Consider the following 21,819-nt stretch of genomic DNA (forward strand, 5'->3'; position numbering starts at 1 on the left):
TCAAATGAAAAAACTTACCCAACCTGCACTATTGGTGGCATTAGGAGCTACCATGTCTATGGCAGCTATGGTTCCTGGTGGCAGGGAAAACCCAAAATCACTGGTGAATCACACCATTTCTCAAGACAGTACCCAAAAAGACTCCCTAGATTATCCAAAATTCAAGGACCTGCCCCTCAAGCCTGAGCGGGAAGTAAAATTTACTGCGAAAGAAGGAACCTGGATGAGTTTGGATGTCAGTCCTGATGGCAAAACAATCGCTTTTGACCTGATGGGAGACATATACACGATCCCAATTGAAGGTGGAAAGGCAAGCCCGATTACTACAGGAATTGCCTATGAGACTCATCCCCGATTCTCTCCTGATGGAGAAAAAATCTTATTCACTTCTGACCGAGCCGGAAATGATAATCTCTGGTATATCGATATGGTCAAGAAGGACACGGTTCAGGTAACCAAAGATAAAAATGGAGATGTACCTGGAGCTGCTTGGACACCGGATGGTAAATATATCATCGTGAGTAAAGGCCGTCGTATTCCGAAGCTATGGATGTACCATATAGATGGAGGCGGAGGAATTCAACTCAATGAAAACCCTTCCTCGATGAAAACCATCGACCCAGTGGTAAGCCCAGATGGAAAAAAAGTCTATTTCTCGCATAGAACAGGCGCTTGGAATTACAATGCCATGCTTCCACAATATCAGGTTGGACATTATGATTTTGAGGAAGGAAAAATCACAAATATCACCAGCCGTTATGGTTCGGCCTTCACTCCTACCTTATCCAAAGATGGAAAGTGGATGGTTTATGGATCCAGGTGGCAAGATAAAACCGGTTTGGTCCTTAGAGACCTCAATACAGGAGATGAAAAATGGTTAGCCTATCCTGTGCAGCGGGATGAGCAGGAGTCCATCGCGCCTCAGGGAGTATTGCCTGCTATGGCGTTCACTCCGGATAGCAAATTTATCATCGCTTCCTATGGAGGGAAAATATGGAAATTGGCTGTAGATGGCAGTCCGGCTGTAGAGATCCCATTCGAAGCAGATGTGAAACTGGCAATGGGTCCAAGGCTCTATTTCAATTATGAAATCAAAGACACCACCGCTAAACTGGCTACACAAATCAGAGATGCTGTTCCTTCACCGGATGGCAAAAAACTGGCCTTCACGGCACTCAATAGACTGTATGTGATGGACTACCCGAATGGCGAACCTAAAAGGGTTACGAAAAATGAATTTACCGAAGCCATGCCTTCATGGTCTCCAGATGGAAGCCAGTTGGTATTTACCACTTGGGATGAAAAGGCAGGTGGACATCTTTATAAAGCTAGTTTCGGAAGAAATGGAGCAATAACAAAGCTTACTACAGAAAGTGCTCTTTACATGGGACCAGTTTGGGGACCTAATAATAAAATTGTGGTATTCAAAGGCGATAAGCGTCTCATGGAGGAAGCAGAAGGACCGGGAGTTTCCGGAGCTGAATCTATTTTAGCATGGATGCCGGCTTCTGGAGGTGCATTCAGAAAAATCATGGATGCCCGAAATATCGGAAATGCACATTTTACAAAAGATACTACCCGTATTTTCCTAAATGGACCTGGAGGCACGCTGATGAGTGTGAAGTGGGATGGAACGGATGAAAAAACCTATGCTAAAATATCTGGTATTACTCCTTTTGGAACAGCAGCAGGAGATCATGAGGGACATGAGCATAATGAGGATTTCTCTTCTGTAAAATACATTATGGGTAAGCCTTACGGCACCGCCGATGCAGTTAATTATTGCATGCTCCCTGAGGGAAGTAGCGCCCGAGAGCCTCAAATGCAACCTTCCAGCGCCAGTACGATTTTGATGGCTCCGGAAGGTGATTTGGCACTGGCTCAAATCAACAACAATGTATATGTGGTAACAATACCAAAGGCTGGAAAAACTCCAACCATCAACGTGGGAAGTCCTGAATCAGCCAATTTCCCCGCACGTCAACTTACCGAGATCGGTGGAGAATGGCCAGCTTGGGAAGCCAATGGAAAAAAAGTGCATTGGTCCTTAGGAAACGGCCATTGGATATATGACATAACTCGGGCAGAGTTTATTGAAGACTCTGTAAAAACAGCCAAAAAGCTAAAGAAACTAGCTGATGCTGACAGTGTGGCTACCTTGAAAGCTAAAGGAGAAGATGCGGTTAAGTTAGCAGATTCTCTGGCGAAAGCTGAAAAGAAAAGGATAGACTCCTTATTCAAAGCAGACAAAGAATTGGCCAAAGCAGATAGCATCCACAAGGCTAAGCTCAAAGAAAAAGAAGAATATAAGCCTGCTGAGCATCAGGTAAAAGTATACTTCGCAAAGGATACTCCTAAAGGAACAATTCTTCTTCAAAATGCAAGAATCATCACCATGAAAGATGAAGAAGTCATCGAAAATGGAGATATCCTGATTGAAAACAATCGAATCAAGGCAGTCGGAAAAACAGGAACCCTCAACGCGGGGAATGCGAAAGTCATAGATGCAACAGGTAAGACCATCACTCCGGGCTTTATTGACACCCATGCTCACATGTGGCCAACCTGGAATCTTCACAAAAATACCGTTTGGATCTATGCCGCTAATCTAGCTTATGGCGTGACCACAACCAGAGATCCGCAGACGGCTACGACTGACGTATTGACTTATGGTGACATGGTGGAAGCAGGAATGATTCCAGGTCCTCGGGTTTATTCTACAGGTCCTGGAGTAGGATTCTGGATGTATAATCTAAAATCTCTGGATCAAACCAAAAATGTACTGAAGCAATACAGCAAGTATTATAATACCCAGTACATCAAAATGTATTTGGTTGGAAATAGACAGCACAGACAGTGGGTAATCATGGCAGCTAAAGATCAAAAGCTAATGCCTACTACGGAGGGCGGCTTGGACTACAAACTGAATATGACCCAATTATTCGACGGATATCCAGGACATGAACACTCTATCCCTGTATACCCACTTTACTCAGATGTGATACAGACTATTGCTGAAAGTAAAATGGCGGTAACTCCTACCCTTTTGGTAGCTTATGGCGGACCTTGGGCTGAAAATTATTATTACACCACAGAAAGTCCACTGCATGACCCTAAACTGAACAGATTCACTCCATATAATGAGCTGAATTCCAAGGCCAGAAGAAGAGTTGGCGGACTGGGTGGTTGGTTTGCTCCGGAAGACCATGTCTTCGAAAAACATGCCGAAGGAATCAACGAGTTGGTAAAGCGCGGAGGACTGGCAGGTGTAGGATCTCACGGTCAGCTACAAGGCTTGGGCTATCATTGGGAGCTATGGTCAGTGGCCAGCGGAGGAATGAGCAGCATGGATGCTTTGAAAACTGCCACTATTCTGGGAGCTGAAGCTTTAGGTTTAGACAAAGACCTGGGAAGTATCGAGACTGGAAAATTGGCGGATTTGGTAATCATGGAATCCAATCCTTTGGAAAATATCAGGAATACCAATACCATCACACATGTGGTTAAAGATGGCAGATTGTATGATGGTAACACCTTGGATGAAGTTTATCCCAATCCACGAAAATTGGATGTAAGCTCTTGGACCAAGGAGGCTCCAAAAGTGACCACCAGTTTGAAAAATTAAGCAGAATTTGAGGAGGAAACAGCCAAGAATTGTCTTGGCTGTTCCTTTTTTTAAGGAAAGTCTAATTTTTTTGAGCCAAAAGTGAAATAATTACTCTTTGTTCTTGGCAAACTACTAAATTTTTATTTCCTTAAATTAGGATTCAGAACCCTTACTATAAACTAAAAGCTAGCGCTTAGCTGCAAAAAATGATTTTTTACCCTATGCTACCAGAATGAAAGAATCGTCAGCCAAATCGATTGATTGGAAAACTATTTTCTCCCCCCACTCTTTAGTGTACTCAATTTGTGGTGTAGCTCTTGCAGCGATTGCATTAGAGGCTTTCATGCTTCCCAATAAATTTTTGGATGGAGGAGTAACCGGTATAGCCATCTTGGTCAATTTGGGGTTTGGAATCAATTTAAACCTGCTTTTGGTAGTTATCAACCTTCCTTTCTTATACATGGCCTGGAAGATGATAGGAAAGACATTCGCCATTCAGTCAGGCTTTTCGGTCTTTCTTTTGGTTCTGGTTTTACATTTCATGGAAATACCTACCGTAACAGAAGACAAGGTACTGATAGCTGTTTTCGGAGGTTTTTTGATGGGTACAGGAATAGGGCTAATTATTCGAGGCGGAGGCTTAATTGATGGCTTTGAAGTCATCACAGAGTACTTCCATAAAAACTCTGCCCTGACTGCCAGTGAGATAACTGTTTTTCTCAATAGTCTGATTATGCTCTCCGCTGCGTATGTTTTTGGCATAGAACCTGCAATGTATTCTATACTGACCTATTTTACCGCAATAAAGACTACTGACTACATTGTAGAAGGCTTCGAGGAGTACACCGCTTTGACAATTATTTCTAAAGAACACGAATTGGTCAAAGAATTGATAGTCAAAGACTTTAAAAAAGCAATTTCGGTATATAAAGGGGAAAGGGGCTATCTCCCTGAAACCTTTCATATTAAGCACCCTTGCGATATTATTATGACCGTAGTAACCCGTCTGGAAGTACATAGAATCAAATTAGCTATTCAGGAAATCGATCCTAAGGCCTTTTTCTATGTCCAAACTATCAAAGAAGTAAAAGGCGGAGTCATTAAAAAAGTAGGAAAAAAGCATGTATGATAGACTTTGAGCAAATAAAACGGAAAGTTTACAGGAATATATTGGAGCAATTGCCTTCCTACCTGACCTATCATAATCTGGCCCACACAGAGTATGTGATGGATAAAGCTATCTTTTTGGCCAGGATCGAAGATGTATCAGAAAAAGAGCTCTTCTTATTGAGGCTTGCTGCCTTGTTTCATGATACAGGCTTTATAGAAAATCCAAAAAACCATGAGGAAATAGGTTGCGGAATCGCAAGAAACTACCTTTCTGAAGATATTTCCGAGTCAGATCTATCCAAAATCTGCGGAATGATTATGGCTACCAAAATCCCTCAATCTCCAACCAATCAACTGGAAAAAATTATTGCCGATGCAGATTTGGAATATCTGGGAACCAATGAATTTGAAAGACAAGGGAATAAGCTTTTTGATGAATTAAAGCATTTCAATCCAAGTTTTTCTGAGCAAGCTTGGAACGAGCTTCAACTGACATTTTTAGAAAAACATGAATATCACACTGATTACTGCAAAAAATTCAGGGAACCTAAAAAACAGGATAATATCGATTCAGTAAAAGAAAAACTGAACCTAGTCTAACCTTTTACAGCATGATATATTAAATCATATACATCACCAGCTTCAATTTTTTGATGAGAAATCAGCCCTTTTCCCCCCACTATAAAGGGCTTATCAATATCCTCCTCTGGAATTCTTCCATGAGCTCCTTTTACCAAGCCAGCATCCAAAGGGATCACATCCATTAAGTATCTAAAGCCTAGTTTTTTCTTCAGGACTTTTGAACCCACTTTCAGTAAAGGAACTTTGATTTTCGGATCTAAAAATAACTCCACAGGATCATATCCTGGCTTTCGATGAATATCTACACAGCGCGCATAATCTGGCGCCTTGGCATCATCCATCCAGAAATAATATGTAAACCAAGAGTTTTTATCAGCTACCACCACCAGATCCCCTGATCTTTTGTGATCTAGCCCATATTCCACTTGATCATTTTTATCCAGTACCTTTTCTATTCCAGGAGTACTTCTGAGTAAACTTTTCACCTCCTCGAAAATGGCCTCATTTTGAATATGTACATGGGCCACCTGATGGTCTGCCACAGCAAAAGCCTGCGAGGTGCCAGCATCTACAGTTTCCAGACCCAACTCATCTTTTACCTGAATCCATCCTGCAGACCTCAAAATCCTATTAATGTGGATTGGTTGGTTCACATTGGTGATCCCATACTCAGAAAGCAGTAATACTTCAGCCCCCTGTTTTTCAAAATAAGTAATCAAGTCTTCAGCCACTTGATCAATTTCCTGCAAGTCTTTTCCGATTTTTTCGAAATCTATTCCATGTCTTTGCAAGCCATAATCTAGATGTGGTAGGTAAATCAGGTTGAGCGTAGGATTGTACCACTCATCGACTTTTTTTGCGGCATCAGCTATCCATTGAGTTGCCGAAATATTGGTATTGGGACCCCAAAAAGAGAATAAAGGAAATTGCCCAAGCTCCTTTTGCAATCTATCTCTGAGTTCCATAGGCTGAGAATGACAGTCTGGAAGCTTTCTTCCATCAGCCGGATACAAAGGACGCGGAGTAACTGCATAATCCACGCTGGAATACATATTGTACCACCAAAAAAGATTAGCACAAGTGAATTCTGGGTTTTCAGCTTTTAAATGATCCCAGATTTTGGGTGATCTAACCAGCCTGTTGGATTGTCTCCAAAATTTAATCTCACACTCATCATAGAAATACCAGCCATTTCCGACTATTCCATGTTCGGAAGGATATTTTCCAGTGAGATAGACAGACTGTGCAGAGCATGTTACTGCTGGAAGAACAGGTTCAATAATAGCTTTTTTCTTGCCTTCAATCCATGATTTGAGAAAAGGCGTGTGCTCGCCAACCACTCGGGAAGAAAGCGCAACAATATCCAGCACTACCGTTTTTCTCATCATTTTTTCATGTTTTGAATTACCCAATCTAACTCTCTGGAAATAGATTCTCCCATATCTAGCCTCATTTTTTCAGGTAAAACTTCCCAAGTATAGGTTTCCACCTCCAAATGGTTAGTTAATCCTGGATTCAAGGCCAATTCATTCAAAACCTCAACAATACTGCTTTGAGTAGAAAGTAAGTCCCCATAGCTTTCTATAAATAATGGGACATGAAAATGAATCCTCCATTCCTCTTCGTTGGCTGATTCGATTTTGGCTAAGGCATCCGGCAAATCCGGATAAGAAACCAACTTACCAGTTGGATACCTTCCCACAACCTGATGGAGATAAGTTGACTCCACAAAAGGCTCTAGTTTTTGCTTAATCAATTTTTTATCATCCCCCAAAAGGAGTTTCAGGGCAGCAGATATTTGGATTTTCCCGATCTGGATTCCTGCGCTGGCAAACTTGGCAAAAGTCTCAGAAGGCTTTTCATAAACAATCGCAAAATGGCAAACGTCATAACAAACCTGAATATGTCGCCTGATCAATTTTTCTGCTTCAGCTTCATTGAGATGCCTGGATTTAGCCCAAGTTTCCTTTGCAATTGGGAGTAAATATTCCTGAAAAAGCCAGATCATCTCACCTGAATTTTCCAAAATACCGTCCGGTTCAGGCTCAATATCCAAATGCAAAAATTTGCCAGTTTCTCTTTCAATCAAAGCCAACTCCTCCACTACCTGCAATAAATAATGGCTAGCTTTGACCATGGCAGCATTTAGATCTGATTCAGATTGGAACCAGTGCCTATAAGATATGGGAGAAGTAGAAATTCCTCCGTCCAATCCTTCAGGAATTAATCCCGCCAATATTCTGAAGGATCTAATCGTATAATCCCTTCTCTCTTCAGTAGTCCAATCCGGGAAGTGCACTTGATCTTTTACTGTAGTTCGGTGAAAATCTCCATACGGGAAACCATTTAAGGTGAAGACATAGGCATTTTCGGATTCTAACCAAGCTTTGAATTCTGCTATAATTGACGGCTTTTGGAGCTCCAAACTTGCTTCATGAGATAATCTCAGGCCTATTCCAAAGGATTGCTGAAAATTGAGATTACTCCTGATTTCCGGGATATATCGCTGTAAATTTTGAAAAGTAGCCCCCCAGCTTTCTCCCGGGTGGATATTACTACAATAGCTTAAGTGAAAATCTGAAATATGCATTCTAGGATTTGCTTATAGCTTCTTGATTCCAATCTTTTAGCATTTTTACTGCCTCTTCAATCATAGCATGATCCATTTCATGAACTTCCACTCCTTTACCCAATCGCTCCAAAAGCATAATGGTTAGTTGGCCTCCCAAATGTTCCTGAAATTCTCTCAAACCTTTGATTAAATTTTCACCGGATAATTCCGGCTCGTACAATGAAAATCCGAGATTTTGTAGCAATACAATTACTCTATCCAGATCTTCTTTGGCTATCCAGCCTTTCAAGTAAGAATATGTGGAATCCAAAGCAATTCCTATGGCTACTGCCTCGCCATGTCTAACTCTATAGCTGCTTAGATGCTCCAGTTTATGGGCCGCCCAATGTCCAAAGTCCAAAGGTCTTGAAGAACCCATTTCAAAAGGATCTTTCCCAGCTATATGATCCATGTGCATTTGAGCACATCTCATAATCTGTTCTTTCATTGGCTCCAGCGAGCGGGACGCTAATTGAGCAGCGTGCTGTTCCAGCCACTCAAAAAAGGAGAAATCTTTAATCAAGGCAACTTTGATAGCCTCAGAAATTCCACCTCTCCAATCTCTATCATCTAAGGTCTCCAAAAAATTAAAATCATTGATGACAGCAACTGGAGTGGTGAAGGTTCCCAAATAGTTTTTCTTCCCAAATGAGTTAACAGAATTTTTCACTCCCACACCGGAATCGTTTTGGGATAGAACTGTGGTCGGTACCCGGATCAATCTTATCCCTCTATGAGAAATTGCCGCTGCGAAACCTACCATATCCAAAACGGCTCCTCCTCCTATGGCTACTATGTAAGAATGTCTGTCAATTCCATGAATATGGGTGGCTTCGACTACTTTCTGATAGAAACTCGCATCATTTTTACAGGCCTCCCCGCCAGGAACTATCAAAGGATCCGCACATAAAAAGAATGTGTCTGAATTTGCTTCGGAATAATGTTGAATTTTATCAGAAAGGGATTTGTGATGCTGCGCAACTCCACTGTCTATGATGAAAAAAGTCTTACACTTTCTCCCCTTCTCAAACAGGGAAGCAAAGAGCTTATTTTCTGGATTGAAAATATCTTCGGAAAAACAGACCGGATACTCAAAAGACACTGAAAACCGCTGCTTTAAAATGGTATTCATACAAGGATAATAGGTTATTGGGGCTGAAAGTTCTCAACTAACTTGAAAACCAATCCTAAAGTAAATCAAGTCACGGCAAACTTCTTAGCCAACCATAAAGAAATCGGCAGAAGCAATAAAACTATAGCACCGACTATCCATCCTTCAAAGGCTGCTGCTATAGATGCATTGACTATAATCAAAGAAATTACGGCAGCCTTGACTGATTTTCCTATCAATGCGGGTTCCTGTTTTTGGATGGCCTTTGTCAAAGGAGGAAATACCATGTAGGCTAACAATATCAAAAAAGGAAAGACTTCCCATGAACCGGGTTTTTGGACTTTCGCCAGAAAAATAATCCCGGAAATAACCAATATATACAACCCAAACCCCCCGTAGAGCGCTTTTTTATTTTTTCCATGCACTTCTCCCCGACTCACCATAGTAATGGCTGCTACGTAAATCAAGGGCAAAACACCAATTGGCCAAAGTTTTTGCAAAACCTCAGGAGCAACAGCCACACCTAGCAGTAGATTTCCAGCCCTGCAAAGTCCCATATTGATGGGTCCAAAGAGTTGATGATGCTTTCCCCAAAAATCATAAAGTAAAGCGCAAATAGCTATTGCAATTGCCGAAAGACCAGCGAAAATGTTGACCAAAAATGCAAAGAAAATGCCTCCCAAAAGTAAGCAGGAAGCCATCAGAATTGCACTCTTTTTGGAAGCCCTTCCGCTAGGAATAGGTCTTTCGGGTCTCTCCACCGAATCCAAATCGGCGTCTGCTATGTCATTAAAAGCTACTCCTCCGCCATACAAACCCATGGTGCTGATCGAAAGCCAAAGCAAATTTTGCCAAAAATCTTCAGCTCCCTGACTCCAGTCAACTTGCATGAAAGTCCAAGCTCCGGCTATGGCAAAACCTGCCCAAATATCAGCAATAGCAGTTACCACATTGGCTGGGCGGGTTAACTGAAGGTATGCAAATAGGCTGCCCTTACTCATAGATTAATTTTCCACACGATCAGAAGGTCCTTCGACTCTAGGTACCTGCCCACCTCTAAGCACTGAGTTTCCTCCCATTTTTTTTGTCTGATCAATTGGAGGTGCATTCAACCAGTCTTTTTCATCCATTTGGCCAGAGAGTGAAAATGCAGCCAAGGCATTTTTGTAGGTAACCATCTGCACATGCTCTTCAGGTATCCCCATTTTTCTCATAAGGTCGGCTGTCTTGGGTACAGCCAAAGGATCAGATATCCCCCAATCAGCTGCCGAGTTCACTATAATTCGCTCAGGGCCATATTGCTTGACAATTTCCACCATTCGCTCGGAACCCATTTTGGTATGCGGGTAAATCGTGAATCCTGCCCAGTAACCTCTATCTAAAACTTCTTTGACTGTTTCTTCATTGTTGTGATCTACAATGACCCAGCCCGGATCCATGCCATGCTCCTCTGCCACATCCATGGAGCGGTAGGTTCCCTTTTTCTTATCTCTATGTGGGGTATGAATCAGTACGGGAAGATCCACTTCCTTGGCCAATTCCAATTGTTCCCGATAAAACCTATCCTCAGCCTCCGTTTGATCATCATAGCCAATTTCTCCGATTGCCACTACGCCTTCTTTTCCCACATACAAGGGAAGCAATTCCATGACCTGTTCCGCCAAAGGAATATTATTGGCTTCCTTGGAATTCAAACCCATGGTGCAATAGTGGACAATGCCGAATTGACTGGCTCGAAAACGCTCCCAACCTACCAAAGTGCTGAAATAATCCTTGAAGCTACCCACTTCTGTTCGGGGCTGTCCCAACCAAAATGCGGGTTCAATAGTAGCCACAATCCCGGCTTTTTGCATGGCTTCGTAATCGTCGGTGGTTCTGGAAACTAAATGAATATGAGGATCTATATACATGGACATGATTTTCTATGTTTAGGTAATTCTTGCTTCTAATTAAAGGCGAGTTTGCTGGTACTCCTGACCAATGCTTTCCCAGGTGATGGATTTGGACTCAATTCCATGAATCAAGTTAGGAAAATCTGCCAAAAGCCCCTTCGCAGGAGGAAAATCACTTTGATACAAGGCCAAAGCTCCTCCTTTTTTCTCCAACTCATCTGCCGAGCTCATCACCTTTTTGAGGTCTTTGAAGAATTCATCATTTAAAAAGGGAGAAACCAAACGCCATAGTTCCGGCATTACGTTCCTTCCTGCTGCCCATCTTTCATGGGCAAAATCAGAAGCAATTTCTGCCAATGCAGGATTTCTTCTACTATCTTGATTTTGAATTCGATAAAGCGGTCTTTGCATAAAGACGGCTTTCAGGACCATCTGATTCCAGTTGCCCTCCGGAAAATAAGTGGATGGGTAAGGATTGTTTAAAGCGATCGCATCAAATATCAAAGCAACATTTGTTCGGCAACCATCAATGGCTCGGGAAAGTAATTCTTCCTGAAAAGGCAAGAGCGGAAGAGCGGCAAATAATGCCTGATGCTCATGCATATCGGCTGTTTCAAAGAGCTGATTGATAGCATCAAACCATACTTGCTTTTGCTGAGGATAATGAAGGAGCAAATAAGTACGGGCTGTTTGCAGGACGTTCCAAAAAGAGGGTTCAAAGCCTTTGCTAAGCTTTTCTGCTTCATGGGCCTTTTGCTCTGAAATTTGTAAAGGGTCTTTACCAAAATAACGGGAAGCCTGACTAAAGGCAAGAAAAAATCCTGTCTTGGAGCCTGATTCTTTAAATTTTTCTACTTTTTGATTCAACCAAGCAATGGATTTTTCATCGGCTTGTTGTTCCAAAAGAGTTATCAAGAATGCAGGAAAATTTTCAGTTTGGGTCATTGTCAATTGAGCTTGCTCTACTCCTGTAAATAAACTCAATCAAAAATTAAATTCCATCAATTTTGGGAGGAGTGGGGAGTAAATATGAAAAGTGTCAAGAATTTTTCTCTCTTAGGTTTAGTGAATTAACTATAACATTGTTATTTATTTTTCTTATTTAGTTCAATTATTATTTAATTTGTTCAACTTTAAAATTTTAAGCAAAGAAAAAACTACTTCTTTCAACTCTAATTTTATCAGCTTCTCTTCTTTCTAGCTGTGCAACTCATTCTTCCTACACGGGAAATTTGAAATCCAGTCAAACCAGCGTGGTCTTATAGCAAAATAACTTCAGCGTAGTTGATCACATTGAGGGAAAAGCTAAAGCAACTTATGTTTTTGGTATAGGTGGATTAAATAAGAAATCACTTGTTGAAAAAGCCAGAAGTGAAATGTATTCCAAGGCCAAACTTCAAGGCTCTCCAAGAGCCATCATTAATGAAACCTTTTCCACTAAAAGCTCTTTCTTCCTATTTTTCTGGAAGCATCAAGTAAACAGCTCAGCTGACGTAATTGAATTTCTCTAAGATTTACAGCCGGTTTAGCCGGCTATTTTTTTGAATTTACATTCCACCAGCGGTTCGAATTTTTCGTCTACTTCCTATACTTTTAGAACCTAAACAAAACACTTATGAAAAAACGATACCTTTTTGGCATGGGTCTGATGCTACTTTTTGGCATACAGGCAATGGCCCAAGATCAAGTTATTGATAATATTATCAAAGAAGCCCGGGACAACTCCCAGCTTAAATCAATCGGCCATGAATTGATGGACGGAATTGGCCCTCGTTTGGTAGGCTCTCCTCAAATGCAGAAAGCCCACGATTGGGCAGTAAAAAAATATCAATCCTGGGGCATAGAAGCTCGTAATGAGCAATGGGGCGAATGGAGAGGATGGGAAAGAGGGATTACCCATATTGATATGATGGAGCCTTGGGTGAAGTCTCTTTCCGGAATGCAATTAGCCTGGTCACCGGCATCCCCTAAAGGTGGTGCTATGGGCGAAGTGGTTATCATCCCTGATTTAGCAGACGAAGCTGCATTCAAAGCCTGGCTTCCTTCTGTTAAAGGGAAATATGTGATGATTTCAGCCCCGCAAATTACCGGTAGACCGGATTATAACTGGGAAGAATGGGCTACTGAAGAATCTTTTGAAAAAATGAAAGAAGAGCGAACTGAGCTCAATAGAGCTTGGAACGAAAGACTTCAAAAAACCGGACAGGGAAGAAGAGAACTACCTCAAGCTTTGGAAGATGCTGGAGCACTCGGCATTATCACTTCCTATTGGTCTCAGGGTTTCGGTGCGAATAAAATCTTCTCTGCCTACACCAAAAAAGTGCCTACAGTTGATATTTCACTGGAAGATTATGGAATGCTATACAGATTGGCTGAGAGTGGCAAAAAACCAAAAATCCATCTCAATGCACAGTCCAAAGAAACTGGCGTAGCTCCTACATTCAATACCATTGCCGAAATCAAAGGAAGTGAAAAGCCAGATGAATACGTGATGCTATCCGCGCATTTCGATTCTTGGGATGGAGGAACTGGAGCAACCGATAACGGAACCGGTACTATCATGATGATGGAAGTAATGAGAGTGTTGAAGCAAGTTTATCCAAACCCTAAAAGAACTATTCTGGTGGGACATTGGGGATCAGAAGAACAAGGCTTGAATGGTTCAAGAGCATTTGTAGAGGATCATCCTGAAATGATGGATAAGATTCAGGCATTGTTCAACCAGGATAACGGAACCGGAAGAGTAGCCAATGTATCAGGTCAAGGCTTTGTAGATAGTTACGAATACTTGGGTCGCTGGATGAATAAAGTGCCTAGAGAAATCACTAGAGATGTGGAAACAACTTTCCCTGGAAATCCAGGTGGTGGTGGATCTGACTATGCATCCTTTGTAGCTGCAGGAGTTCCTGCCTTTTCATTGAGTTCACTAAGCTGGTCATATTACAACTACACCTGGCATACAAATTTGGACACCTATGACAAGATTGTTTTTGACGACGTGCAAAACAATGTGATTATGGCTGCCATCATGGTTTATATGGCTTGCGAAGAACCCGATATGGTATCCCGCGAAAGAAGAATTCCACTTGGTAGAAACGGTGAGCCTACAGAATGGCCATCTATGAGATCTCCGACCAGAAAGGGAGGAATGGATTAATTCATTGAAATATTTGAATGGGCCAAGTTTGAAAAAGCTTGGCCTTTTTTATTCCCAATACTTTTTTGCCCACTCTATAAAATAAGGCCAATTCGGTCCCACAGTATGTCCTCCTTCATGTTGTCGAAATGCTATTTCTCCTGACTTAAGGAATGTTCCAAGAGGCGGAAACTCAGATATGGGCACCCCCTTCTTACCCAAAAATTGATATACAGGACTTGCTAAAACTCCAGCCTCAAACATCCCTTTTGCATCAATCCATTGCCCCTCCACCTCTGGTGAACCCACTGAGATAAACAATGGTCTCGGTGCACAAAGGGCAATCAATTCATGCGCGTCTATAGGTAAATCATTCTGATTCAATGGACCAGCATATTTGATAAAATTGGGAGCAAACCAATGATATTCGGCTGAACTCGCAAGATTTTCTATTTGTTCCCCAAAAATTCTCCTGAGTAATTTGGCTCCTCCAGCTCCCGAACTTCCAATCAAGCCAAGTGAAAATCGGGGTTCATAGGCCAAGGCTACCAATGCTGCTTTTCCATACCTAGATAATCCTTCTATCGCAATCTTTTCCTGATTGATTAAATCATCAGATTCCAAAAAGTCTAAAGCTTTACTTGCGCCCCAAGCCCAAGCTTTGAGTGTACCCCAATCATCCAGCTTCCTAGGTTGCCCCTGATTCACCAAACCTATTATTCCGGCTCTTAATCCTGCACCGTGATCAGCTTGATAACTTGTTGGAATAATTACTCCGAAAGCCCAACCTTCTTGCAAGAGCTGCTCCTGCCAGCTAGGACCTTTTTGAGCCGGTCTCCTCATCCCTGCAGGCCAGTTCCACCCAAACTCCATCACCAATGGAACCCGATCCACAGTATTTTTGGGCACCCCGTATTCAAAATCTATTTCCACTTCAATTGCAGGATAGAAAGAGTTGTCCACCTTTCCTTTCAACTTTCTATATCTGAATTCTTGCTTTCCAATGAGACTATCCTTCTCCTCTACAATTAGCCAATTTACCGGGGGTAAGTTGGCAGGAGTTTTCCCATACATTTCAAAGTCGAATAGACCATAAAGCTCTTCTTTTCTTCTTTCCCAGTCTTCCAAGGTTTGGACTGGCGAGCCATTTTCAAAAACCAAAGGATCGGGAACCTCGCTATACTGTTTGGCTTTGCTCTCGTCTGAGTTTGCTGCGTTCGGAGCGGAAGGGTTTCCCGAAGGTCCGGGTCGGAGACTATCAATCCCTAATTTTTGAAGCATCAATTGATGATCAGCTTGGCTGAGCTTAGTTATTGAATCCCTTGAACTTTGAGAAAATTGAGCTTCAGCTCGATTCAAGAAAGCAAGAAAGAATAATGAAAGCAGGAAATATCTAGACATAGGTTGAATCATTACAGCTTGAATCTAAGCCAATTCAGCATTAATACCCGAAAGATTTTATTAATGGAAACTTGAGAGTTTATTGAAGCTTTGAAAGGCCCCACGACTTAGCTATCTTGGAGTTAATACTAATTTTATCAGCTTATGAAGCCTGTTAAAGTCTTTCTATTGTTATTCTTTATTTCCTGGCAAGGGATCGCTCAACAAAAATTACTAGAAGAGGCATTTATCAGGGCAAGTAATGAAGGCTTTTCCGGAGTGGTCCTGGTAGCTGACCAAGGAAAAATACTTTTTGAAAAAGCGAGTGGAATGAGGTCCTATGAGTCAAACACTCCTTTACAAAAAGATGACATCTTCGAAATGGCCTCCGTTTCCAAGCAATTTACAGCTATGATGATCATGCTATGTAAGGAAAAAGGCCTTTTGGATTTTGATGATCCTGTTTCGGATTATTTGGAAATCCCATATAAAGGCATCAGCATCCGTCATTTATTAACTCACACTTCAGGACTCCCAGACTACCAGGCCATCATGGATGAGCACTGGGATAAAAGTAAAGTTGCCGGCAACCCTGATATTTTGGAGTATTTAAGAATCTATGCCCCTCCTATTCTTTTTAAACCAGGGGAACGATATGAGTATAGCAACACAGGCTATGTACTATTGGGTAGTATTGTAGAAAAAGTAAGCGGGAAGGACTTTGTGGTTCTGTCCAAAGAATGGATTTTCGAGCCATTGGGCATGAAAAATACAGCAATCAGAAGTTTAGATGAAAAATCCAAAGTCCGCAATTTTGCTGCAGGCCACTTAAAGGATGAGAATGGAAATTATGTGAATGCCAACCGATTTCGAGCATCGGATTATACTTTATGGCTAGGAAATAGAAAAGGACCTGGGAGAGTGAGTTCCACTGCCCAGGATCTTTTGAAATGGGATCAGGCTTTGTATACCAACAAACTAATTTCCCCCAAAACTCTAGAGGAGGCATTTAGCCCATATCGACTCAAGGACGGCACCAGAAGTTATTATGGTTTTGGATGGGATTTAGAGCCCAAAAGTCCATTTGGTAAAATGGTCAAGCACAATGGTGACAATCCGGGCTATCAGACCATCATTGTTCGATTTATCGAAGAAAATAAAACCATCATTATTTTAAATAATAATGTCCATCCTGCCATGATGCGTTTGGTAGAAGCGGCTACACTATCTTTTGGTAGAAAATGACGAAAGAAGTTTACAGAGACTCAATTAATTCGATAGCTCTATTTAACCTTGTTTTGGGATCACCATTGATTTTTTCCCATGGAAACTTGCTTTCTATAGCAAGATGCTCATACCAATCCATAAAAAACTGCCTCATTTCCGGCTCTGGATGCTCTCTTTGAGGATCTGGCTCCCAAGGTAAGTCAATATCCGTCAATAGAATTAAATCGTAAGCTCTCCTTCCTATTTCCTGAGTCACCCAATCATGCACTTTACCAAACTTGTGCTGAGACCAAACATGAATCACCCTAAGATCAGTATCACAAAAAAGTAACTTCCGTGCCTGTTGAAATTTCTCATCTTCCAAAGCCATCTGACCTTTGGCGATTTTCAAAAGGTCGGAATAAGAATAATTACGGTCCAGCATTTCTAGGTATTCTCTAGCAAACTCCGGAACCCAAGGTTCATCGTAATGAACAGCCAAATCCGATGCTAAAGTACTTTTGCCCGTAGATTCAGGGCCCAAAATCAAGATCCTTTTAGGATTTTGCATAATTTTTTGCAGATTTTATCCAGGCAAATAAGCCCATAAATGCTAGGACTGTGAAAAATAGAAATTGAAAAGAAGTTAAAATCAACCCTTTGTAAAAGTACAAAGGAACTGAGACTAAATCAGTAATAATCCAACAAATCCAATTTTCAACTTTCTTTTTGGCCATCAACCACATGCCTACAAATGCAGAAGATGTGGTAAATGAATCCCAATATGGAACATCAGAATCTGTAAATTGAGTCAATACAAAGGAAAGGATTCCGTAAGAAGCTAAAAATATAAAGCCGGAAATAATCCAACCTTTAGGCTTAAGCCAAGTGACGGGCACAACAGCTTGATTAGGTTTTGGATGCGTCCAGACATACCAGCCGTAAATGGACATGCTGAAATAATAGGCATTGATCCCCATATCTGCATAGAGCTTATATTGGAAACAAATCCATACATAAATCAGGGTAGAAATGATCCCAGTGGGATAAACCCAGATATGCTCGCGCATGGAGTAAAACACGGAAGCGATTCCAAAAAATACGGCTATAGCTTCGAGCCAAGTCATGGCCTTCAAACCTTCCGCAAATCCATCCACCAAAAACTGAATATCCATGCCACGAAATAAGGGAAAAAGTTGGAAGTACCTCGACTCTGCGAGGGGCAAAATATCCTTTCATGGATATTTAAAATCTTATAATCCCAAAGCAACCATATCTTGAGTTTTTCAACAATTCAAGATATCCTACTGCTTTTAAAGTGAGTGCTCAACCTTTCAAGAGGCAATCTTTGTGTGAAGTGAAAAGAGACGACAAAAGATAAGGTGTAATTATGTGTAAGTTAGAACACCTGTTAAACGACATTTTTGAGGTATTAGGATCTTTCGATTATATATTTTATTAAATGTTCAGTGCTACTAAAGTGGAGCTTAATTTAAAATCTATTTTCCAGATTTTGGTATTCTCCAAAAAGTTATCCCCCATAAAGTCACGAAGCCCCTTCTCCTACCTTCTTTACCGGTGATAAAAGCATAGGCCGGTAGAAAATCCATTTTTAAACCGCAAAGGCGCAGGGATCGCAAAGAAGATCGCAGGTATTAAATAGGTTTAGTTGATTTTATAAATAAAATATAGTTAATTAATCAAAATTTTTTTTAGCAATGACAGAAAATGAAATTTCTTCTAAGATAATTGGAGCTGCAATCAATGTGCATAAACAATTAGGACCAGGTCTTTTAGAGAGCAGTTATGAGGCATGTCTTGCATTTGAGCTTGAGGATCAGGGTTTATTTTTTCGACGGCAGGTTTTATTGCCAGTTACTTATAAAGAAATGAAACTTGATACAGGATATAGAATTGACCTTCTTGTGGAAGAAAAAGTGATTGTAGAAATGAAATCTATCGAAGAATTTAATCCGATCCATTTAGCTCAAGTATTGACATATTTAAAACTTTCCAATCTGAAATTAGGATTATTATTGAATTTTAATGTTGTGAGATTAACTGATGGGATTAAGCGAGTTGTAAATAACTTGTAAGTTTTCTCTGCGCTTTTTGCGCCTCAGCGGTGAAAATTTTAAATATCTAGGTAAAAAAAATTACACAGATGCGGCGCTATGTGAAATTTTAAGACAGTCTTACTTACGTTTGGTATGTTAAGTCCTCATTGCAATGAAATAAACTTTCCCATGACTTCTAGGGTTAGATGATTAACTTTGTCCCCTATGACTTTGAGCACCTTGACTGAGAAAAAAGACATCGATTCACTCGATCCCAAAGAATACATCATTATCAAAAACGCGAGGGTCAATAATCTAAAAAACCTGAGCGTAGCCATCCCCAGAAATAAATTTGTTGTCGTTACCGGCCTTTCGGGCTCCGGTAAATCCTCTCTCGCCTTTGACACTCTTTTTGCCGAAGGCCAACGCATGTATGTAGAGAGTTTGAGCTCTTATGCAAGGCAGTTTTTGGGCAGAATGGAAAAACCGGAAGTAGAATACATAAAAGGTGTAGCTCCGGCCATTGCAATACAACAAAAAGTAAGTACCAAAAACCCTCGCTCCACTGTAGGGACAACCACTGAAATCTACGATTACCTTAAATTATTATTTGCGCGAGTTGGGAAGACTTTCTCTCCGATCTCTGGAAAGGAAGTCAAACATCATACAGTCACTGATATTGTAGATTACATTCTATCCTTCGAGGAGGGAGAGAAAGTGATGATCTCCTGCCCTCTGCAAGTAGCGAGAGGTAGAAAGGTTGAGCAAGAGTTGGAACTTTTGTTACAAAAAGGCTATACCCGAATTCTGATTGACGGGGAAGCCTATTTTGTAGAAGAACTTTTAGAAGAAAAGAAAGTACCCAAAGGCGATTATGAAATCCTGATAGATCGTGCAGCTGTGCGAAAGGATGACGAAGACAACCAGTTCAGAATTGCAGACTCCATCCAAACCGCACTTTTCGAAGGCCATGGCGACTGTAAAATCACGATTCCCGGCAAAGAAACCAAAGCATTTTCAGACCGCTTCGAATTGGACGGAATGAGCTTCGAATTGCCTTCTGTTAATTTTTTCTCTTTCAATAATCCTTATGGAGCATGTAAACGCTGCGAAGGCTTTGGAAATGTATTAGGGATAGATCCGGACCTCGTAATTCCAGATAAAACCATGTCTGTTTACGAAGGAGCTATTGCACCTTGGAGAGGAGAATCCTCCCGCTCATGGTTAGAACCACTCTTGAAAAAAGGAATTGAGTTTGATTTTCCCATCCATAGAGCCTTTGAGGACTTGACCGAAAAAGAGCAGGCTTTGCTATGGACTGGAAATAAGTATTTCAAAGGCTTAGACGCATTTTTCAAAGACTTAGAAACCAAAACTCACAAGATCCAATATAGGGTGATGCTTTCCAGGTTCAGGGGAAGAACTACCTGTCCTGAATGCCGTGGAACCAGACTTCGGAAGGATGCATCCTATGTGAAAATCAATGAAAAATCCATTACCGATTTGGTATTAATGCCAATTGACGAGGCTTTAGGATTTTTCAATCAATTGGAATTAGCTCCACATGAAGCGAAGGTTGCGAATAGACTGCTCAAGGAAATTGTAAGCCGCTTGGAGTTTATGGATCAGGTAGGTTTAGGCTATTTGACATTGAACCGACTGACCTCCACACTATCAGGTGGGGAATACCAACGAATCAAGCTGGCCACATCACTTGGATCGGCCTTGGTAGGTTCCATGTATATTTTGGATGAGCCGAGTATTGGTTTACACCCGAGAGATACCGATCGCCTGGTTGGGGTTCTAAAATCGCTCAGAGATATGGGTAATACGGTGATCGTGGTCGAGCACGAAGACAAGGTCATGAAAGCTGCAGACCAAATCATTGATATTGGCCCGGATGCAGGAGTAAATGGAGGTGAATTATTATTCCAAGGTTCAATCGCAGAATTAATCTCTTCCGGACAAACTCACACAGCCCGATACCTGAGAGGAGAAGAAAAAATCTTCCAGAAAAATGGAAATCGGAAGTGGAAAGATTCCATCATCGTCAAAGGTGCCAGAGAAAATAATCTAAAAAACCTGACGGTAAAGTTTCCGCTGAATACCCTGACAGTGGTCACGGGGGTTTCCGGCTCAGGAAAATCTACGTTGATCAAAAAGGTACTCTATCCAGCTTTGGGTAAAATGCTGGGAACAGTCATAGATGAAAGCGGAAAATACGACAAGATTGAAGGGGATTTTAAAAAAATCACCCAAGTGGAGTTTGTGGATCAAAACCCGATAGGAAAATCCTCCCGCTCCAACCCAGTGACCTATGTCAAGGCCTATGATGCCATCCGAACCTTATTTTCGGAGCAGCCTATATCTAAGCAACGGGGCTACAAACCGGCATTTTTCTCCTTCAATGTGGACGGAGGAAGATGTGAAAACTGTGCAGGTGAAGGGGTCACTACAGTAGAGATGCAGTTTATGGCGGACATCCATCTTACTTGCGAATCCTGTAAAGGCAAGCGTTTCAAGAATGAGATTCTCGACGTCAAATACAAAGACAAGGATATCTCTGAAGTCTTGGACATGACCATTGATGAGGCTTTGGAATTCTTCAAAGGAAAAACCCAGATTATCAACCGACTGCAGCCTCTTCAAGAAGTGGGATTGGGCTACATCGGCATGGGGCAAAGCTCCAATACCCTGTCCGGAGGAGAGGCTCAGCGTGTCAAACTGGCTTCATTCTTGGGAAAAGGAGGTACAAAATCAGGAGATCATGTACTCTTTATTTTTGATGAACCGACGACGGGTTTACACTTCCATGATATCAGCAAGCTCCTTCACAGCATCAACGCCTTGATTGACCAGGGTCACTCGGTCATCATTATCGAGCACAATACCGAAGTGATCCGATCCGCCGATTGGGTGATTGACTTGGGCCCAGAAGGAGGAAACAAAGGAGGACATCTGACTTTTGCTGGTACTCCTGAGGATTTGGCTAAGGAGGAAGGGAATTACACAGCGAAGTATTTGAGAGAAGGATTTGCATAAAATCAACTAATTCCTCACCTCCCTAAATCTTCAACTTTTAAAAAATTCATCAGATTTTTTCAATTTTTCTTGACAACTAGGTTTG

General features: G+C 41.4%; 16 protein-coding genes and 1 pseudogene. 8 read left to right on the forward strand and 9 right to left on the reverse strand.

All coding sequences use genetic code 11. The annotated features are described in order from the left end of the window. Window positions 1-4: 4 nt before the first annotated feature. The 3 genes from FL972_RS18310 (at window position 5) to FL972_RS18320 (ending at window position 5,317) form a co-directional block, all read left to right on the forward strand. Window positions 5-3,625 (forward strand): amidohydrolase family protein, encoded by a 3,621-nt coding sequence (locus tag FL972_RS18310; RefSeq protein ID WP_144607438.1) that lies wholly within the window; start codon window positions 5-7, stop codon window positions 3,623-3,625. Window positions 3,626-3,839: 214 nt separating this feature from the next. Continuing rightward, complete coding sequence (locus FL972_RS18315) at window positions 3,840-4,736, forward strand: YitT family protein (RefSeq protein ID WP_091651556.1); 897 nt, start codon at window positions 3,840-3,842, stop codon at window positions 4,734-4,736. After that, window positions 4,733-5,317: an HD domain-containing protein gene (locus FL972_RS18320; protein ID WP_144607439.1), complete on the forward strand. Its 585-nt coding sequence runs from the start codon at window positions 4,733-4,735 to the stop codon at window positions 5,315-5,317. The genes FL972_RS18315 and FL972_RS18320 overlap by 4 nt, the downstream gene beginning before the upstream one ends. On the opposite strand, the gene FL972_RS18325 is transcribed toward FL972_RS18320, so the two are convergent. The 6 genes from FL972_RS18325 to FL972_RS18350 all read right to left on the reverse strand — a co-directional run bounded on the left by FL972_RS18325 (window position 5,314) and on the right by FL972_RS18350 (window position 11,897). After that, window positions 5,314-6,684 carry an alkaline phosphatase family protein gene (locus FL972_RS18325; protein WP_144607514.1) on the reverse strand — a complete coding sequence of 457 codons (1,371 nt, stop codon included), beginning with the start codon at window positions 6,682-6,684 and terminating at the stop codon, window positions 5,314-5,316. The two genes, FL972_RS18320 and FL972_RS18325, sit on opposite strands and share 4 nt — an antisense overlap. Further along, entirely contained in the window at window positions 6,684-7,889 is a 1,206-nt protein-coding gene (gene eboE / locus FL972_RS18330; protein WP_144607440.1) for a metabolite traffic protein EboE, read from the reverse strand. Before eboE ends, FL972_RS18325 begins: the two co-directional genes overlap by 1 nt. Window position 7,890: 1 nt before the next feature. Continuing rightward, window positions 7,891-9,042 carry a 3-dehydroquinate synthase gene (locus FL972_RS18335; protein ID WP_144607441.1) on the reverse strand — a complete coding sequence of 384 codons (1,152 nt, stop codon included), beginning with the start codon at window positions 9,040-9,042 and terminating at the stop codon, window positions 7,891-7,893. A gap of 65 nt (window positions 9,043-9,107) precedes the next feature. Then, window positions 9,108-10,022, reverse strand: coding sequence for a UbiA-like protein EboC (gene eboC / locus FL972_RS18340; RefSeq protein WP_144607442.1), 915 nt, complete (start codon window positions 10,020-10,022; stop codon window positions 9,108-9,110). A 3-nt stretch (window positions 10,023-10,025) separates the two neighbouring features. Further along, a complete protein-coding gene (locus FL972_RS18345; protein ID WP_091651570.1) occupies window positions 10,026-10,937 on the reverse strand; it encodes a TatD family hydrolase in 912 nt (303 codons plus the stop codon). Between the two features lie 33 nt (window positions 10,938-10,970). Beyond that, a complete protein-coding gene (locus FL972_RS18350) occupies window positions 10,971-11,897 on the reverse strand; it encodes an EboA domain-containing protein (RefSeq protein ID WP_250161388.1) in 927 nt (308 codons plus the stop codon). A 293-nt stretch (window positions 11,898-12,190) separates the two neighbouring features. On the opposite strand from FL972_RS18350, the pseudogene FL972_RS19750 reads away from it, so the two are divergent. Then, window positions 12,191-12,424: pseudogene (locus FL972_RS19750) on the forward strand (DUF6567 family protein); the annotation flags it as partial. Between the two features lie 104 nt (window positions 12,425-12,528). Next, window positions 12,529-14,070 (forward strand): M20/M25/M40 family metallo-hydrolase, encoded by a 1,542-nt coding sequence (locus tag FL972_RS18355; protein WP_144607443.1) that lies wholly within the window; start codon window positions 12,529-12,531, stop codon window positions 14,068-14,070. Between the two features lie 48 nt (window positions 14,071-14,118). On the opposite strand, the gene FL972_RS18360 is transcribed toward FL972_RS18355, so the two are convergent. Next, window positions 14,119-15,450, reverse strand: a complete 1,332-nt coding sequence (locus tag FL972_RS18360; RefSeq protein WP_144607444.1) for a glucuronyl esterase domain-containing protein — start codon at window positions 15,448-15,450, stop codon at window positions 14,119-14,121. A 144-nt stretch (window positions 15,451-15,594) separates the two neighbouring features. Between FL972_RS18360 and FL972_RS18365 the strand changes: the two genes are divergently transcribed. After that, window positions 15,595-16,674 (forward strand): serine hydrolase domain-containing protein, encoded by a 1,080-nt coding sequence (locus FL972_RS18365; RefSeq protein WP_144607445.1) that lies wholly within the window; start codon window positions 15,595-15,597, stop codon window positions 16,672-16,674. Between the two features lie 10 nt (window positions 16,675-16,684). On the opposite strand, the gene FL972_RS18370 is transcribed toward FL972_RS18365, so the two are convergent. Both FL972_RS18370 and pnuC read right to left on the reverse strand, forming a co-directional pair. After that, the gene (locus FL972_RS18370) at window positions 16,685-17,206 is read right to left on the reverse strand and encodes an AAA family ATPase (RefSeq protein WP_144607446.1); all 522 of its coding nucleotides are present in this window, start codon (window positions 17,204-17,206) and stop codon (window positions 16,685-16,687) included. Then, the gene (gene pnuC / locus FL972_RS18375) at window positions 17,193-17,810 is read right to left on the reverse strand and encodes a nicotinamide riboside transporter PnuC (RefSeq protein WP_144607447.1); all 618 of its coding nucleotides are present in this window, start codon (window positions 17,808-17,810) and stop codon (window positions 17,193-17,195) included. Before pnuC ends, FL972_RS18370 begins: the two co-directional genes overlap by 14 nt. 543 nt (window positions 17,811-18,353) lie before the next feature. Between pnuC and FL972_RS18380 the strand changes: the two genes are divergently transcribed. Next, window positions 18,354-18,731 (forward strand): GxxExxY protein, encoded by a 378-nt coding sequence (locus FL972_RS18380; protein ID WP_144607448.1) that lies wholly within the window; start codon window positions 18,354-18,356, stop codon window positions 18,729-18,731. A 186-nt stretch (window positions 18,732-18,917) separates the two neighbouring features. Next, window positions 18,918-21,734 (forward strand): excinuclease ABC subunit UvrA, encoded by a 2,817-nt coding sequence (gene uvrA, locus FL972_RS18385; RefSeq protein WP_144607449.1) that lies wholly within the window; start codon window positions 18,918-18,920, stop codon window positions 21,732-21,734. Window positions 21,735-21,819: the final 85 nt, after the last annotated feature.

It is taken from the genome of Algoriphagus algorifonticola (assembly GCF_007655305.1).
GTDB classification, from domain to species: Bacteria; Bacteroidota; Bacteroidia; order Cytophagales; family Cyclobacteriaceae; genus Algoriphagus; species Algoriphagus algorifonticola.

What these genes read in the sequence shown, in the direction of transcription:
- eboC (WP_144607442.1), bottom strand. Translation starts at nt 10,022, where the DNA reads ATGAGTAAGGGCAGCCTATTTGCATACCTTCAGTTAACCCGCCCAGCC.
- FL972_RS18370 (WP_144607446.1), bottom strand. Translation starts at nt 17,206, where the DNA reads ATGCAAAATCCTAAAAGGATCTTGATTTTGGGCCCTGAATCTACGGGC.
- FL972_RS18310 (WP_144607438.1), top strand. Translation starts at nt 5, where the DNA reads ATGAAAAAACTTACCCAACCTGCACTATTGGTGGCATTAGGAGCTACC.
- FL972_RS18320 (WP_144607439.1), top strand. Translation starts at nt 4,733, where the DNA reads ATGATAGACTTTGAGCAAATAAAACGGAAAGTTTACAGGAATATATTG.
- FL972_RS18365 (WP_144607445.1), top strand. Translation starts at nt 15,595, where the DNA reads ATGAAGCCTGTTAAAGTCTTTCTATTGTTATTCTTTATTTCCTGGCAA.
- FL972_RS18355 (WP_144607443.1), top strand. Translation starts at nt 12,529, where the DNA reads ATGAAAAAACGATACCTTTTTGGCATGGGTCTGATGCTACTTTTTGGC.
- uvrA (WP_144607449.1), top strand. Translation starts at nt 18,918, where the DNA reads ATGACTTTGAGCACCTTGACTGAGAAAAAAGACATCGATTCACTCGAT.
- FL972_RS18360 (WP_144607444.1), bottom strand. Translation starts at nt 15,450, where the DNA reads ATGTCTAGATATTTCCTGCTTTCATTATTCTTTCTTGCTTTCTTGAAT.
- FL972_RS18325 (WP_144607514.1), bottom strand. Translation starts at nt 6,684, where the DNA reads ATGAGAAAAACGGTAGTGCTGGATATTGTTGCGCTTTCTTCCCGAGTG.
- pnuC (WP_144607447.1), bottom strand. Translation starts at nt 17,810, where the DNA reads ATGGATATTCAGTTTTTGGTGGATGGATTTGCGGAAGGTTTGAAGGCC.
- FL972_RS18380 (WP_144607448.1), top strand. Translation starts at nt 18,354, where the DNA reads ATGACAGAAAATGAAATTTCTTCTAAGATAATTGGAGCTGCAATCAAT.
- FL972_RS18315 (WP_091651556.1), top strand. Translation starts at nt 3,840, where the DNA reads ATGAAAGAATCGTCAGCCAAATCGATTGATTGGAAAACTATTTTCTCC.
- FL972_RS18335 (WP_144607441.1), bottom strand. Translation starts at nt 9,042, where the DNA reads ATGAATACCATTTTAAAGCAGCGGTTTTCAGTGTCTTTTGAGTATCCG.
- eboE (WP_144607440.1), bottom strand. Translation starts at nt 7,889, where the DNA reads ATGCATATTTCAGATTTTCACTTAAGCTATTGTAGTAATATCCACCCG.
- FL972_RS18345 (WP_091651570.1), bottom strand. Translation starts at nt 10,937, where the DNA reads ATGTCCATGTATATAGATCCTCATATTCATTTAGTTTCCAGAACCACC.